Origin of the sequence: Psychrilyobacter atlanticus DSM 19335 (genome assembly GCF_000426625.1) — a bacterium.
GTDB classification, from domain to species: Bacteria; Fusobacteriota; Fusobacteriia; order Fusobacteriales; family Fusobacteriaceae; genus Psychrilyobacter; species Psychrilyobacter atlanticus.
Map to the genome: position 1 here is coordinate 69,722 of NZ_KE384548.1, position 14,412 is coordinate 84,133.

Here is a 14,412-nt window from a genome sequence, read left to right on the forward strand (position 1 = left end):
GCACAATTTGAATATACTCCTATTTAAAAAATTTGTCAATAGATAACGAATAGAAATGAGGGATTGGTTTGTAAAATGATTAATTATATGCTAATATTAATGGTAGTTTAAAGTGGAAAAGTCTGTTATTTTAAAGGCGTCCGCTGCGATAAACGATTTAATTAATAATTTAAATAAATAAACAAATAAAATATATGGAAGGTGGGTAAATGAAGATAATTTCAATTTTAAATCAAAAAGGTGGAGTAGCTAAGACTACATCAACACAAAATATAGCCGCAGGCTTACACGCTCTAGGAAAAAAAGTTTTAGCTATCGACTTTGATCCCCAAGGAAATCTGACCTCTGGTTTTGGTCTAGACAAAAGAAATTTAGATTATACAGTATATGATCTTCTAAAGGCTAAATCCTTTGGAGCAAGTAAATTAAATTTTGATAACATAGTTATAGAAACTTCATTTGCCGATATTCTTCCAACTAATATAAAGATGTCAAAGGTTAATTTAGAATTAGGAGGAGTTCCTGGAAAGGAAAGTTTACTCAAAGAAATTTTAAAAGATGTATACGGATATGACTATGTTCTTATTGACTGTCCCCCTAGTTTAGATACCCTTACATTTAATGCTCTTATGGCATCCCACGAAGTATATATTCCTGTTCAGACAGAATTCTATGCTCTGGAAGGAATTGTAGAACTTATGGACACTATAGATATTGTTACCCAAAGAATGAACGATGACCTTAGAATTGGCGGGATCTTTGCTACTATGGTAGATTCTAGATCAAAACTTCATATAGAAGTTGTTGGACAGCTAAAAGAATTCTTCGGAGATAACATGTTTAAAACTTTAATCAGAAGAAATGTAAAGGTTGCTGAAGCATCTTCCCATGGGCTGAGTATCTTTGATTATGCTCCTAGAAGTAATGGAGCCAAAGATTATAAAGGTCTTTGTGTTGAAATAATTGAAAGGGAGGAGAGCTAATGAGTAGATTAGGAAATAACCCTTTACTTAATAGGGGGCCAAAAAAAGAAACTATCGATCTCCCAAAGGAAAAAATAGTAAAACAATATGGAAGAATGGTTCATATGCGTCACGAACTCTTGGACCAGATTGATTTTGAGGATGTTACTTTTATAAACAGACTTTCTATGGATGATTCTGAATTAAATGAACTTAAGGAAAGTATCAGTGCTATAGGACTCTTAAATATAATATATCTTCAGGAAAAGGAAGAGGGAAAATTTAGAATTATCAGTGGGCTTCGAAGATCCAGTGCTATAAAGGAACTCTATAGAGAAGAAAAAGAAGTTAAAGCAAAGGACAGAGTAGTTATATTTGATAAAAATACTCCATACAGCCTTTTAGACAGTATCTCTATCGATGAAAATTTAAAGAGAAAAAACTTAACTCTATTGGAGCAATCCTATAAATTTAATAAGGAAGCTGCCAGAAAAGATAAATCTATTGAAGATATAATAACTGGCTATAATATCAGTAAAAAAACCTATTATAGGATAAAAAATGCTATTAACTACCCTATGGAGATTAGGGAAATTATAGAGGTCTTAGGAGCAGACAAGGCTGAACTATTAAATAAGGTTGTCACTAAACTAAAAACTGAAAAGGCTACAGCTGATATTGTAAAAGAATATAAGGATTTTAACAGAGATGAATTGAGAGATCTATTAAAAAACTTAAATATCTCGGAAAAGCCAAAAAAGATATCTATAAAATATACTGCCAAGGGATTTAATTTTTCTGTAAAGAAAAAAGTCCCTCAAGAGGTTAAAGATTATTTTGAAAAAATTAAAGAGATGATGGAAAAAGAAGACTATACCTTTATAAAATAAGCAACGTGACGTTGTATCTAATTAAACGTAAAATAATTTTATAAAAGATTAAATAAAAGTAGGTGGTTCGATGAGCAGAATAAAATTTATACCTAGAGATCCTATTAAACCTCTCTTTGCAATAAAAATCTCTCCTACGCTGCACAAGGTTTTAAATACCTTTTTGGATGAAAAAGAAAAGCTGGATCTTTTAAAAAATGTCTTGGGAATAAATCCTAAAAGGGTAGTTGGATTAAAAAATGTATTAGATGAAGATAAAAATAATGGAACTATCATTATCATATATGATTACATCTATGAAAGGATAATGCCTAAATATGATATTCCCTGTGATGAAAATGGATTTTTTAAATTTAAGATCTACGATATGGATTTTAATACAGATATCAATATTGAAAATCTACTAAAAAAAGAGTATTCCTAAAGTGGATACTCTTTTTTTAGTTTATTTTGTTAATTCATTTTTTCACTTTATTTATTTTGTTAATCTTTTTGTTTTATTACTACTATAGTATTATTTATATATAATAAAATTACGGAGGTAAAAAAATAATGAAAAAAATAATATTAGGTTTAGTTGCTTTATCGGCAATTTCTATGGCAGCTCAAAATGATTCTGAATTGAACTCCCAATCTTCTAGAACTATGAAGGGAACTTTTACTAACAGAATTGGTGTTAATTATGCTACAAAAGGTAATGAAAATTGGGATGATTCCAAATCAAATTCTGATCATAAAGTTTTTGATGATAGTTTTGGTCTTAACTATAAACTTCTCTACAATGTTACGAATAGATTTAGATTAGGGGGAGAATTAGCATACGATAATTCTGATTTTTCTGACTATGTCTCTGAAAATACTATTGGTGATGATAACATCGGTGCTCTTATGCTTGGCGTTACTACTGAGTATGATTTTTATCAAACAAATAATTTAGCGCTATATATATCTGGTTCATTAGGAGCCGCTGCTAGTGAAACAGAAGCGAAAGACCTTTTTTCTAATCAAAAAGAAACCCTTAAATCAAATTTATATGCTAAATTAGGTTTAGGAGCTAGATTTAATAATGGAATAGGTTTAGAAGCTGGCTCAAGAGCTATTTCATATAAGTATGACCTAAGTGGTACTACTAATGATTACAGTGATAAAATGTATAGACAACAATTTTATTTGGAAGCAAACTATACATTCTAAAAAATAAAAACATTTAAAAGAGTATCCCTAGACGAATACTCTTTTTTTAGTTCAAAAATACCATCTTTCTATGATTTCACATATAAATATTAAAATAAAGTTTGAAAATAGTGCTTTTTGTTGCATATAACTTAAAAATGTACTAGAATTATATTATAATTACATTTAAAAAGGAGAACATTATGACAACAAAGAAAAAACTTCAATTTCCAACAGCTTATACCATACTTTTCATTGTGGCTGCCTTAGTAGCTATTTTAACTTGGATCATGCCGGCAGGTAAATATGATTCATTAGCTTATGACACCCATGAAAATGTATTTGTCGTTACTACTGCCACCGGTGAAACAACTAATTATCCACCAACTCAAGAAACTCTGGATAATTTTGATATTAAAGCAAAACTTGATAAATTTGTAGGAGGAGATATCTGGAAACCTATAGGAATTCCAGGAACTTACACTAAATTAGAGTCTAATCCACAGGGAATAAAACAATTATTCCAATCTCCTATAAATGGAATGTATGGAGGAGTAGATATCATCTTCTTTATCTTAATAATTGGTGGATTTATAGGTGTAGTTAATCATACGGGAGCATTTGATTCGGGGATTTCCCATCTTGCCAAGACGTTAAACGGGAAGGAAAAATGGCTTATCATAATCATTACTTCACTGATTGCACTAGGCGGGACATCTTTTGGATTAGCAGAAGAAACTATTGCATTTTATCCCATCCTGGTACCTGTATTTTTAGCAGTAGGTTATGACGCTATGGTAGCAGTAGCTGCAATCTATGTAGGATCATCTATTGGTACTATGGCTTCTACTGTAAACCCATTTGCTACTATTATGGCTTCTAATGCTGCCGGTATTAACTGGACATCTGGAATAATAGGAAGAGGAGTTATGCTGGTAGTCGGAACAGCTATCTGTATAGTATATATCATCAAATATGCTGAAAAAGTAAAAAAAGATCCCAGTAAATCTCTTATTTTTTCACAAAAAGCTGAGATCGAAGAGAGATTTTTACACTCAAATACAGACAAAGAAGCTAAAGCTTTTGATGTCAGAACTAAATTAATCTTATCTATATTTGCACTCTCATTTATAGTTATGATCTACGGTGTTTCAAAACTTGACTGGTGGTTCTTAGAGATGACTACATTATTCTTTGTAGCTTCTATAGTTGTAGCTATTATAGAAAAAATAGATGAAAAAATTTATGTGGCTGAATTTTTAAACGGTGCTAGAGATCTTTTAGGAGTTGCTCTAATCGTTGGTATTGCTAGAGGTGTTACAATGATCATGGATAACGGATTGATCAGTGACACTATGCTATATTACACTTCTAATATAGTTGATGGTATGGGTAAGGGTTTATTTATCAATGTTATGATGATCTTATTTGCGGGACTTTCATTCTTTGTTCCATCATCTTCTGGATTGGCTGTTTTATCTATGCCTATCATGGCTCCCCTTGCAGATGTTGTTGGTATCCCTCGTGAATCAATTGTCAGTGCTTACCAATACGGAATGGGAATGATGGCATTTATCACTCCTACAGGTTTGGTTTTAGCCTCTCTAATGATGGTTAATGTTACTTTAGATAAGTGGTTCAAATTTATTATGCCTCTATTAGGAATTTTATTGGCGTTTACTTCAGGATTACTTCTTGTAGGAGTTTATTTCTAAATTCTAAAAAATAAATTGTAGTTCTAAAATAAAAATCTCCTGTATTTTAACAGGGGATTTTTTTAATTCAACTATGAAAACTACCTTTTAAATAGCACTAAAGTATTAAAAAACAACAACAAAACTTGACTTTTTTTAACATATATATTATAATTCAAAAGGTTTTTGGTTAAATTAAAATCGCGATTACCAGTACTAGGGAGGAAAAAATATGAAAAAAATATTATTAGGGTTAGCAGCACTATCGGCAATATCATTTGGTGCTCAAGGAGATACATATTTAAATGCAAGATTCGGGGGAGATTTAGGAGCTGAATATACTAAAATTTCCGTTAAAGATGATACAAGTGATGTTCCTGTCTTAAGTAATGAGACAAAGGGATTTGGTGGAGAGATAGCCATCGAGGGATATAGAGGTTTAACAGATAATTTTGACCTGGGTTTAGGTTTAGCCTACCAATTCCATGCAGATAGAGAAGAAAAATCTAACGGAGTTATAATTGACGGTAACTATGGACAGCTAGATTCTAAAGGTGGAGAGTATAATTCGGTACCTGTATATTTAATTGCTAAATATAATTTTAACTTAAATTCAGAAGTTAAACCATATTTAAAGGCTAACTTAGGTTATTCATTTAACTTTGGATCTGAAGATCTAGAATTATCGTCTACAGATATAAATGAAAGTGGAAAAGCAGAGACAGAAGTTGAAAATGGTCTTTACTGGGCTGTTGGTGGAGGAATGGAATACCATAATTTCACAGTAGAACTAATGTATGCACTTAATAAGGCTGAATCAAAACTTAAAGATTTTGACGAGGAAAAAACAGACAATGACTATGGAAGAGTTGTTCTTTCTGCCGGTTATAGATTCAATTTATAAGTTAAGACTAAAAGATCGAAAATTTTCGGTCTTTTTTTTTATGTTTTCTTCCAAAATTATAAAAGAAATCTCTACTTTTTTATTTTTTCCTCATATTTTTGTTATTGACAACAATATTATATTTATGTTATGATTATTGAAATTTATAACAATAATCAATAACTCATATAAGCTAGAAATATGGTCTAGTGTCTCTACGGTTAACCTTTAATTAACCTCTATGGGTGAAAAGTAAAGGCATAAGTCTATACTCTTCACACATAGTTTTTGTAGAGGGTGGACTACGGTCTTTTTTTTATACCTTTTTTTAGATGTAATTAAAAACACAGTATGATCATAATAATTTAGTTTTTTATCATTTTAATTTCAATATAATTAGGAGGTTTATTTATGTTAAACGGAAAAATAATCAAAGAGGCTATCACCTTTGACGATGTATTATTAGTACCACAAAAATCAGAGGTCTTACCTCACGAGGTATCATTACAGACAAAATTAACTAAAAAAATCACCCTAAATATCCCATTTTTGAGTGCTGCTATGGATACTGTTACAGAATCTAAGATGGCAATCTCCATGGCACGTCAAGGGGGATTAGGGTTTATCCATAAAAATATGTCTATCAAAGACCAGGCTGCTGAAATAGATAAGGTTAAAAGAAATGAATCAGGGATGATTACAAATCCTATCATCTTACACAGAAATTCTATCTTAGCTGATGCAGATAAGATCATGGCAACATACAGAGTTTCCGGGTTACCTATTGTAGAAGACGACGGGACATTGGTAGGAATTATCACAAATAGAGATTTAAAATACAGAAAAGATCTGAGTCAAAAAGTAGAGGAGATCATGACCTCTGAAAATCTTATTACAGCCTCTATTGGAACTACTTTAGATGACGCAAAGGAAATTTTATTAGAAAACAGGATCGAAAAGCTACCAATCGTAGATAAAGATAATAAATTAAAGGGACTTATAACTATAAAAGATATCGATAATTTAGAGGAATATCCAAATGCCTGTAAAGATATTAAAGGAAGACTAAGAGTCGGAGGAGCCGTTGGAATCGGAGCCGACACAATGGAGAGAGTAAGTGCATTGGTAGAAGCCGGAGTTGATATCATCACTGTAGACTCAGCCCATGGTCACTCGCAAGGTGTACTTAACATGATAAAAACTATCAGAACTGAATTTCCTGAATTAGATATCATCGGAGGAAATATTGTAACAGCCCAGGCTGCCATTGACTTGGTTGAAGCTGGAGCTACAGCTGTAAAAGTAGGAGTAGGACCTGGTTCTATCTGTACCACTCGTGTTGTAGCAGGAGTAGGAGTTCCTCAGCTAACTGCTGTTAATGACGTATATGAAGTTTGTAAAAACTTAGAAGTAGGAGTTATTGCCGATGGTGGAATAAAGCTATCTGGAGATATTGTTAAAGCTCTAGCTGCTGGTGCAGACTGTGTAATGGTAGGAGGACTTCTTGCTGGTACTGAGGAAGCTCCAGGAGAAGAAGTTATCTTTAACGGTAGAAAGTTTAAAGTATATGTAGGTATGGGATCTATGGCTGCTATGAAAAGAGGTTCTGGAGACAGATATTTCCAAGGAAAGGCTAAAAAATTAGTTCCTGAAGGAATCGAAGGAAGGGTTGCTTTTAAAGGTGCATTATCTGATGTTATCTTCCAACTTTGTGGTGGAATCAGAGCTGGTATGGGATATTGTGGTACTCCTACAATAGAAGTTTTAAAAAGAGACGGGAAATTTGTAAAAATCACAGGATCGGGATTAAAAGAATCTCATCCCCACGATATAAACATTACAAAGGAAGCTCCTAACTACACAACATAGGATGAAAATATAAGATAAAAGCCAAGCTTAAAGCTTGGCTTTTTTTTACAGTAAACAGTAATTACTTTCTTATGTTAAAATTATATTTTTTCGTAATCACTAACTTTCTATCCCTTATACCATACATAAAATGATCCAAATTCTACAAGATATTCAATAATTCCCTGGTCTTCGATAGATTCCAGCATATCTATCACCTCTTCGGGGTCCGTTTTTAAATTTTCCATGATATTATCCACTAGATCCGGCTGGGTCATATTAAAGAAATACTCTAAAAATTCCAAGGGACCGTCAAAGGTATCCAGGTTATTCGCTATTTCTTTTAATTTAATTTCATCTAGATCAGGTGTCTTCTCAACTATATAGATAATCATTTTTGAAAGACACTCCATTTGATCCTCGTCTATCTTATCTGATATTTCCTCTAAAAAATTAGCAGCTCTTTCCTCATTCCAAAGTTTTTTTAATTCAACCTTTAAGTTTTCGTAATTATTTTTTTCCATCTTTTCCTCCATAATTTATTCTTTTTCTTATTTTATCATAAATTTTTCTAAAAATTATATATATTTAATAAAACTCATCTCCCTTATTAAAATCAAGACTTTTGTAACAAAAAATTAAAAAACAGAAATTAAATTTAATTATTTTTTGACATACCTTTATAAAAATGTTATTGTTGTATCAATAAAAAAAACAAATAAAAAACGGAGGTCAAAATATGAGATCAATAATTAATATTTCTATTGTCATTATAATACTTATAATTATAAACATAGTCAATAATATTAGTTGCGATCTTTATAGTACGAATTCCGCCTAGTTTTTTTAAAATGATAGTTTTTTAATAAGATTAATTACTTAGGGAAGAGTGGTATAGAAGCAACTAATAATATTATTAGTTGCTTCTTTTTTTATAAAAAAATAATCAATTCAGGAGGTTATAGAGATGATAAATACTAAAAAAATATGGATGAATGGTGAGATGATCGATCATGACAATGCTAAGGTTCACGTTTTATCCCATGTAATGCACTATGGAACCAGCTTTTTTGAAGGAATAAGAGCTTATAAAACAGAGGAAGGAACAGCCATCTTCAGACTAGATGAACATATCGATAGATTATATAACTCTTGTAAAATATATAGAACTGAGATCCCATATTCTAAAGAGGAGATAAAAAAAGCTATATTTGATACTATCAAAATCAACGGTATTAAAACTGCCTATATCAGACCCTTAGTATACAGAGGATATGAATCTTTAGGAGTAAATCCATCTAATTGTCCCATTGAAACCATGATAGCTGCCTGGGAATGGGGAGCGTACCTAGGAGAAGAAGCCTTGACTAAGGGAGTAGATGTTTGTGTATCTTCTTGGAGACGGTTAGCACCAAATACAATGCCTACAGCTGCCAAGGCCGGCGGAAACTATCTGAGTTCCCAGCTTATAAAGATGGAAGCATTAGAAAATGGTTACGATGAGGGAATTGCCTTAGATTACTCAGGAAATGTCAGTGAAGGAAGTGGGGAAAATTTATTTGTAGTTTCGGGTGGAAAGATCTTTTCTCCTCAATCAGGATCTTCTGCACTTATTGGTATCACCCGGGATTCTGTAATAACAATAGCCCGTGACCTAGGTTATGAAGTTGTAGAAGAAACGATTTCTAGGGAATCTCTTTATACAGCTGACGAGATGTTTTTTAGCGGAACTGCTGCTGAGATAACACCAATAGCCAGTGTTGACAAGATTAAAGTTGGAATTGGTAAAAGAGGTCCTGTCACAAATGCAATACAAAAAGCCTTCTTTGAGATGACAGAAGGGAAAAAACCTGAGTATAATTCTTGGTTAACTTATGTAAAATAAGCAACGTGACGTTGAGATAAGTATGGTTGAAATAATAAAAAATTGAAATTAGGAGACTAACTATGAGAAGTGATGAATTAAAAAAAGGGAGCCAGAGAGCTCCCCATAGATCTCTACTAAAAGCTCTAGGGCTAGTAGATGAGGAAATTAAAAGACCAATTATAGGAATAGCCGGGTCTTATAATGAAATAGTTCCAGGACACACACATTTAAACCAAATAATTGATGCAGTTAAAACCGGAGTCAGGTTAGCTGGAGGAGTTCCGCTGGAATTTAGTACAATAGCTGTTTGTGATGGCTTGGCTATGAATCATAATGGGATGAGCTTTTCCCTTCCAAGCAGGGAGATTATAGCTGATTCTGCAGAGATTAGTGCTACAGCAATGCCATTTGATGCAATGGTATTTATTCCAAACTGTGATAAAGTAGTTCCCGGAATGCTCATGGCAGCAGCCAGATTAAATATCCCATCTATTTTTATCAGCGGAGGACCTATGTTGGCCGGTGTATTTAAAGGCAAAAAAATTGGCTTAAGCAATGTTTTTGAATATGTCGGTGAATATGAAAATGGAACTATGAGCTGTGAGGACTTAACAGAGGCTGAAAATTCTGCCTGTCCAACATGTGGATCTTGTTCTGGTATGTATACTGCTAACACCATGAATTGCCTTACAGAAGCTCTTGGAATGTCACTATCTGGTAACGGAACTATTCCAGCTGTATTTTCAGAAAGGATCAGACTGGCTAAAACAGCTGGAATGCAGGTTTTAAAATTATTGGAAGCAGATTTAAAACCTAAAGATATCATGACAAAAGATGCTTTTTATAATGCTATAGCTCTTGATATGGCTCTGGGAGGATCTACAAATTCAAGCTTACACCTTCCTGCTATTGCCAACGAATGTGGAATAGAACTAACTTTAAAGGAGTTTGACAATGTTTCCAAGGAAGTTCTACAGATATGTAAATTATCTCCTTCAGGGAAATATTTTATAGAGGATCTTCATATGGCAGGAGGAATTTCTGCTGTTATGAATGTTTTACATCAAAATGATTGTTTGAAAGAAACTCCTACTGTGATGCTAAAATCCCAGCTGGAAATAGCGGTAGGAAGTAAGGTATTAGATAAAGATATTATTAGAAATTTTGAAAATGCCTATTATAAAAGTGGTGGATTAGCCACTCTCTACGGCAATTTAGCAGCTGATGGAGCCATTGTAAAAGCTGGAGCAGTAGATAAAACAATGATTAAACATTGTGGCCCTGCCAGAGTTTTTGAAAATGAAGAAGATTCAGTAAAAGCTATCTTAGGAGGACTGATAAAAAAAGGCGATGTAGTTGTCATCCGATATGAAGGACCAAAGGGTGGACCTGGAATGAGGGAGATGTTAGCTCCTACTGCCACTCTCGCTGGAATGGGACTGGATAAATATTGTGCTCTTATCACAGACGGTAGATTTTCTGGAGCCAGTCGTGGAGCAGCAATTGGCCATGTATCTCCAGAAGCAGCCGATGGAGGAATTATTGGTCTTGTAAAAGAAGGAGATCTTATAGAGATCGACATCACTAATAGATCTATCTCTTTAAAAGTAGATGATAGCGAACTAGAAAATAGAAAAACTAACTTTAAACCTCTAATAAAGCAGGTAGAAAGTAGTTACCTCAGAAGGTATCAACAAATTGTTAGTTCAGCCAGCAAGGGTGCTATCGTTTTAAAAAATTATTAATTTAAAAAACAAATATTGTTTAAGAAGGGAGTATTCTAATGAAAAATATCAATGGAGCTAGAATAATTTTAGAAATTTTATATAGACATGATTTAAATACAGTCTTTGGTTATCCTGGTGGAGCAGTAATTCCTCTCTATGATGCTCTCTATGACTATAAAGAAAAGATCAAACATATTTTTACAAGGCATGAACAGGGGGCTACCCACGCAGCAGACGGATATGCCAGAATCAGTAAAAAAACAGGAGTTTCAATAGCAACTTCGGGACCTGGAGCTACCAATACAGTTACCGGAATAATGACTGCTTATATGGACTCGACTCCCCTGCTGGTTATTACAGGACAGGTTCCCAGTACAAATCTAGGCAGCGACGCTTTTCAGGAATCTGATATTACAGGAATTTCCCTACCAATAACTAAGCATACATATCTTGTGAGAACCATTGAGGATCTTCCCAGAATCTTAAAGGAAGCTATCTACCTCACGAATATAGGAAGACCTGGACCTGTACTGGTGGATATCCCTAAAAATATCCAGCTGGAAGAGATCTCCTATGAAAAGTTTGAACAACTTTATAGAGATGAAAATAACCCGACTTCTACATACCATCACCTATACGATGATTTAAAGAATAAATCTATAGATCTCATGATAGATATGATTAAGGAGAGCAAAAGACCTATTATCCTTTCAGGAAATGGAATTGTTAAATCACAAGCCCAGGAAACCTTAAAAAAAGTTATTAAAAAATTTGATATTCCAATGACATCTACCCTCTTGGGATTAGGAACCCTGCCACACCATGATGTCCATAACCTTCATATGCTGGGAATGCATGGGACACCCTATGCTAACTATGCTGTAGATGAAGCTGATCTTGTGATAGCTTTGGGGATGAGGTTTGACGACAGAGTTACTGGGGATGTTCAAAGGTTTTGTAAAAATGCAAAAATCATACATGTAGATATTGATGAAGCTGAAATAAACAAGATAAAGGAAGTCGATCTGCATATTGTTGGGGATTTAAACTGTGTACTAAAAAAACTTTTAGAATCAGATTATGAAAAACAGAATCATCAGTGGATAGACAGGATATCAAAGTTAAAAAATAAATTTCCCCTCTCAAAAGACTTTCCTGTAGATGAGATCAGCCCTCAACACCTAATCTCTAAAATAAGTGAAGTAACTAAGGGAGAAGCTATTGTCTGTACAGATGTTGGGCAGCACCAGATGTGGACAGCTCAGTATTATGAATTTAATAAAATCAATAGTATTGTGACTTCTGGAGGGGCAGGAACCATGGGATTCGGATTACCTGCTGCCATAGGAGCCAAACTTGCTAATCCAGATAGAGAAGTTGTTGCCATTGTAGGGGACGGCGGATTCCAGATGAACTCCCAGGAGCTTATGACCATTTCACAATACAATTTAGATATCAAGATCATCATCGTAAATAATTCATTCCTTGGGATGGTCAGACAATGGCAGGAAATGTTTCACGATAAAAGATATTCATTTGTTGATCTAGAAGTGAATCCTGATTTTGTAACTTTAGGAAAAGCTTATAGAATTGATTCATATAGGGTAGAAAATATAACCCTTCTCGATGATATTCTAAAAAAAGCTTTTGAAGTAAATAAACCAGTATTGATAGATGCCGTTGTTACAAGGGAAGAAAATATATTTCCTATGATTCCACCTGGGAAATCTGTACATGAGATGATTTTATCAAAGGAGGATAGATGAGAGAATACCAAGTTTTAGTGATTATGAAAGATATTCCGGGGGTATTGTCTAAAATTTCTGGATTGTTTTCTAAAAGAGGTTTTAATATCAATGGAATTACTTCTGGTGTCAGTGAAAGAGATGGTTTTTTCAGGATGACCATCTCTGTTATAGGAAATAAAAAGATTATAGAACAGATAAAAAAACAGGTTGGAAAACTTGTGGATGTAGTAGAAGTACAGATTTTTGACAAAACAAGAACTATCAAAAGGGAATTAATTTTAGTCAAAATAAAAACTGACTTTAAAACCCGCAGTGAACTTATTGAAGTTGCTGATATATTTAAAGGAAAAATTATTGATATTGCCCACGAATCATTGATTATAGAGTTAATTGGAGATCTGGATAAGATCGATGGATTTTTAAAATTAGTCCAAAAATTTGAGGTTTTAGAGATCTCAAGAACTGGAATAACAGCTATGCATAGAGGAGAAAAACAATAAATAAAAATTACATTCGAAGGAGTTTATATATATGAAGGAATTAAAAGTTTTAGAAGGGAAAAAATTAACTGTAATAGGATATGGAAGTCAGGGTCATGCCCATGCACTTAACTTAAAAGATCTAGGAATGGATATGACAGTAGGATTAAGGGAAGGATCTAAATCTTGGGAACAGGCAGAAAAAACAGGAGTCAAAGTAAAAAAAATATCAGAAGCTGTAAAAGATGCCGATGTAGTTATGTTTTTAACTCCAGATGAAGCCCAGCCTGAAGTATATGAAAAGGATATAAAGGATAATATAAAGGAGGGAGCATATCTAGGTTTTGCCCATGGATTTAATATCCATTATAAAAAAATCATTCCTACTGAAAAAGTTAATGTATTTATGGTAGCTCCTAAAGGACCCGGGCATATGGTCAGAGAGATATTTGAAAAAGGACATGGAGTTCCTTGTTTAACAGCGGTATATCAAGATCTAAGCGGCGATACTAAAGAAGTCGCTGATGCATGGGGAAATGGTGTAGGAAGAAAGGTTGGTATAATTGAAACTACCTTTAAAGAGGAAACTGAAACAGATCTATTTGGAGAACAGGCTGTACTATGCGGGGGAGTTACAGAGCTTATGCAGGCTGGGTTTGATACCCTGGTAGAAGCCGGGTACAATCCTGAAGTGGCATATTTTGAATGTGTTCATGAGATGAAATTAATAATCGATATGGTATATGAAAAAGGATTTGCTAAGATGAGAGATTCTATATCAAATACTGCTGAATATGGTGATTATGTTACTGGTAAAAAAATTATCACAGATAAAACTCGTGAAACTATGAAAGAAGTTTTAGGAGATATTCAAAATGGTAAATTTGCAAAGGAGTTTATAGATGAAACAGAAACTGGATATAAATTTATGAACGGGGAAAGATCTAAATATTCTGATTCTAAAATTGAAGAAGTTGGATCAAAGATGAGAAAGATGGTTTTTAAAAAATAAATATATAAAATAAAATACAAACCTTAAACTAATTATTAAGACTTCATAAAACTTCCATATTTAATGGGAGTTTTATTTTTTTATTGAGATTCTAGAAAAATTTAAAATTATGACTTATAGGTGATTATA

At 33.3% G+C, this 14,412-nt stretch carries 13 protein-coding genes and 1 riboswitch; of the genes, 12 read left to right on the plus strand and 1 reads right to left on the minus strand.

Going from position 1 to position 14,412, the window contains the following annotated elements; genetic code table 11:
• Positions 1 to 209 precede the first annotated feature (209 nt).
• From K337_RS0112000 to guaB, 7 genes are all read left to right on the plus strand, one after another.
• Positions 210 to 983, plus strand: a complete 774-nt coding sequence (locus K337_RS0112000) for a ParA family protein (protein WP_028856827.1) — start codon at positions 210 to 212, stop codon at positions 981 to 983.
• Positions 983 to 1,852, plus strand: coding sequence for a ParB/RepB/Spo0J family partition protein (locus K337_RS0112005; protein ID WP_028856828.1), 870 nt, complete (start codon positions 983 to 985; stop codon positions 1,850 to 1,852). Before K337_RS0112000 ends, K337_RS0112005 begins: the two co-directional genes overlap by 1 nt.
• Before the next feature lie 70 nt (positions 1,853 to 1,922).
• Positions 1,923 to 2,276 carry a hypothetical protein gene (locus K337_RS0112010; RefSeq protein ID WP_028856829.1) on the plus strand — a complete coding sequence of 118 codons (354 nt, stop codon included), beginning with the start codon at positions 1,923 to 1,925 and terminating at the stop codon, positions 2,274 to 2,276.
• Positions 2,277 to 2,404: 128 nt separating this feature from the next.
• A complete protein-coding gene (locus tag K337_RS0112015) occupies positions 2,405 to 3,046 on the plus strand; it encodes an outer membrane beta-barrel protein (protein ID WP_028856830.1) in 642 nt (213 codons plus the stop codon).
• A gap of 182 nt (positions 3,047 to 3,228) precedes the next feature.
• Positions 3,229 to 4,740 carry a YfcC family protein gene (locus K337_RS0112020; protein ID WP_037029872.1) on the plus strand — a complete coding sequence of 504 codons (1,512 nt, stop codon included), beginning with the start codon at positions 3,229 to 3,231 and terminating at the stop codon, positions 4,738 to 4,740.
• Positions 4,741 to 4,951: 211 nt separating this feature from the next.
• Positions 4,952 to 5,623 (plus strand): outer membrane beta-barrel protein, encoded by a 672-nt coding sequence (locus K337_RS0112025; RefSeq protein WP_028856832.1) that lies wholly within the window; start codon positions 4,952 to 4,954, stop codon positions 5,621 to 5,623.
• A gap of 143 nt (positions 5,624 to 5,766) precedes the next feature.
• Positions 5,767 to 5,864, plus strand: a riboswitch (purine riboswitch).
• A 149-nt stretch (positions 5,865 to 6,013) separates the two neighbouring features.
• Positions 6,014 to 7,471: an IMP dehydrogenase gene (gene guaB, locus K337_RS0112030; RefSeq protein WP_028856833.1), complete on the plus strand. Its 1,458-nt coding sequence runs from the start codon at positions 6,014 to 6,016 to the stop codon at positions 7,469 to 7,471.
• Positions 7,472 to 7,578: 107 nt separating this feature from the next.
• Here the strand turns inward: guaB and K337_RS0112035 are convergent, their stop codons facing one another.
• A complete protein-coding gene (locus tag K337_RS0112035; RefSeq protein ID WP_028856834.1) occupies positions 7,579 to 7,974 on the minus strand; it encodes a hypothetical protein in 396 nt (131 codons plus the stop codon).
• A 443-nt stretch (positions 7,975 to 8,417) separates the two neighbouring features.
• Between K337_RS0112035 and K337_RS0112040 the strand changes: the two genes are divergently transcribed.
• From K337_RS0112040 to ilvC, 5 genes are all read left to right on the plus strand, one after another.
• Entirely contained in the window at positions 8,418 to 9,335 is a 918-nt protein-coding gene (locus K337_RS0112040; RefSeq protein ID WP_028856835.1) for a branched-chain amino acid transaminase, read from the plus strand.
• A gap of 62 nt (positions 9,336 to 9,397) precedes the next feature.
• Entirely contained in the window at positions 9,398 to 11,062 is a 1,665-nt protein-coding gene (gene ilvD, locus K337_RS0112045) for a dihydroxy-acid dehydratase (RefSeq protein ID WP_028856836.1), read from the plus strand.
• Between the two features lie 38 nt (positions 11,063 to 11,100).
• Positions 11,101 to 12,810, plus strand: a complete 1,710-nt coding sequence (ilvB, locus tag K337_RS0112050) for a biosynthetic-type acetolactate synthase large subunit (protein ID WP_028856837.1) — start codon at positions 11,101 to 11,103, stop codon at positions 12,808 to 12,810.
• The gene (gene ilvN, locus K337_RS0112055) at positions 12,807 to 13,292 is read left to right on the plus strand and encodes an acetolactate synthase small subunit (protein ID WP_028856838.1); all 486 of its coding nucleotides are present in this window, start codon (positions 12,807 to 12,809) and stop codon (positions 13,290 to 13,292) included. Before ilvB ends, ilvN begins: the two co-directional genes overlap by 4 nt.
• A gap of 31 nt (positions 13,293 to 13,323) precedes the next feature.
• Positions 13,324 to 14,283, plus strand: coding sequence for a ketol-acid reductoisomerase (ilvC, locus tag K337_RS0112060; protein ID WP_037029876.1), 960 nt, complete (start codon positions 13,324 to 13,326; stop codon positions 14,281 to 14,283).
• Positions 14,284 to 14,412: the final 129 nt, after the last annotated feature.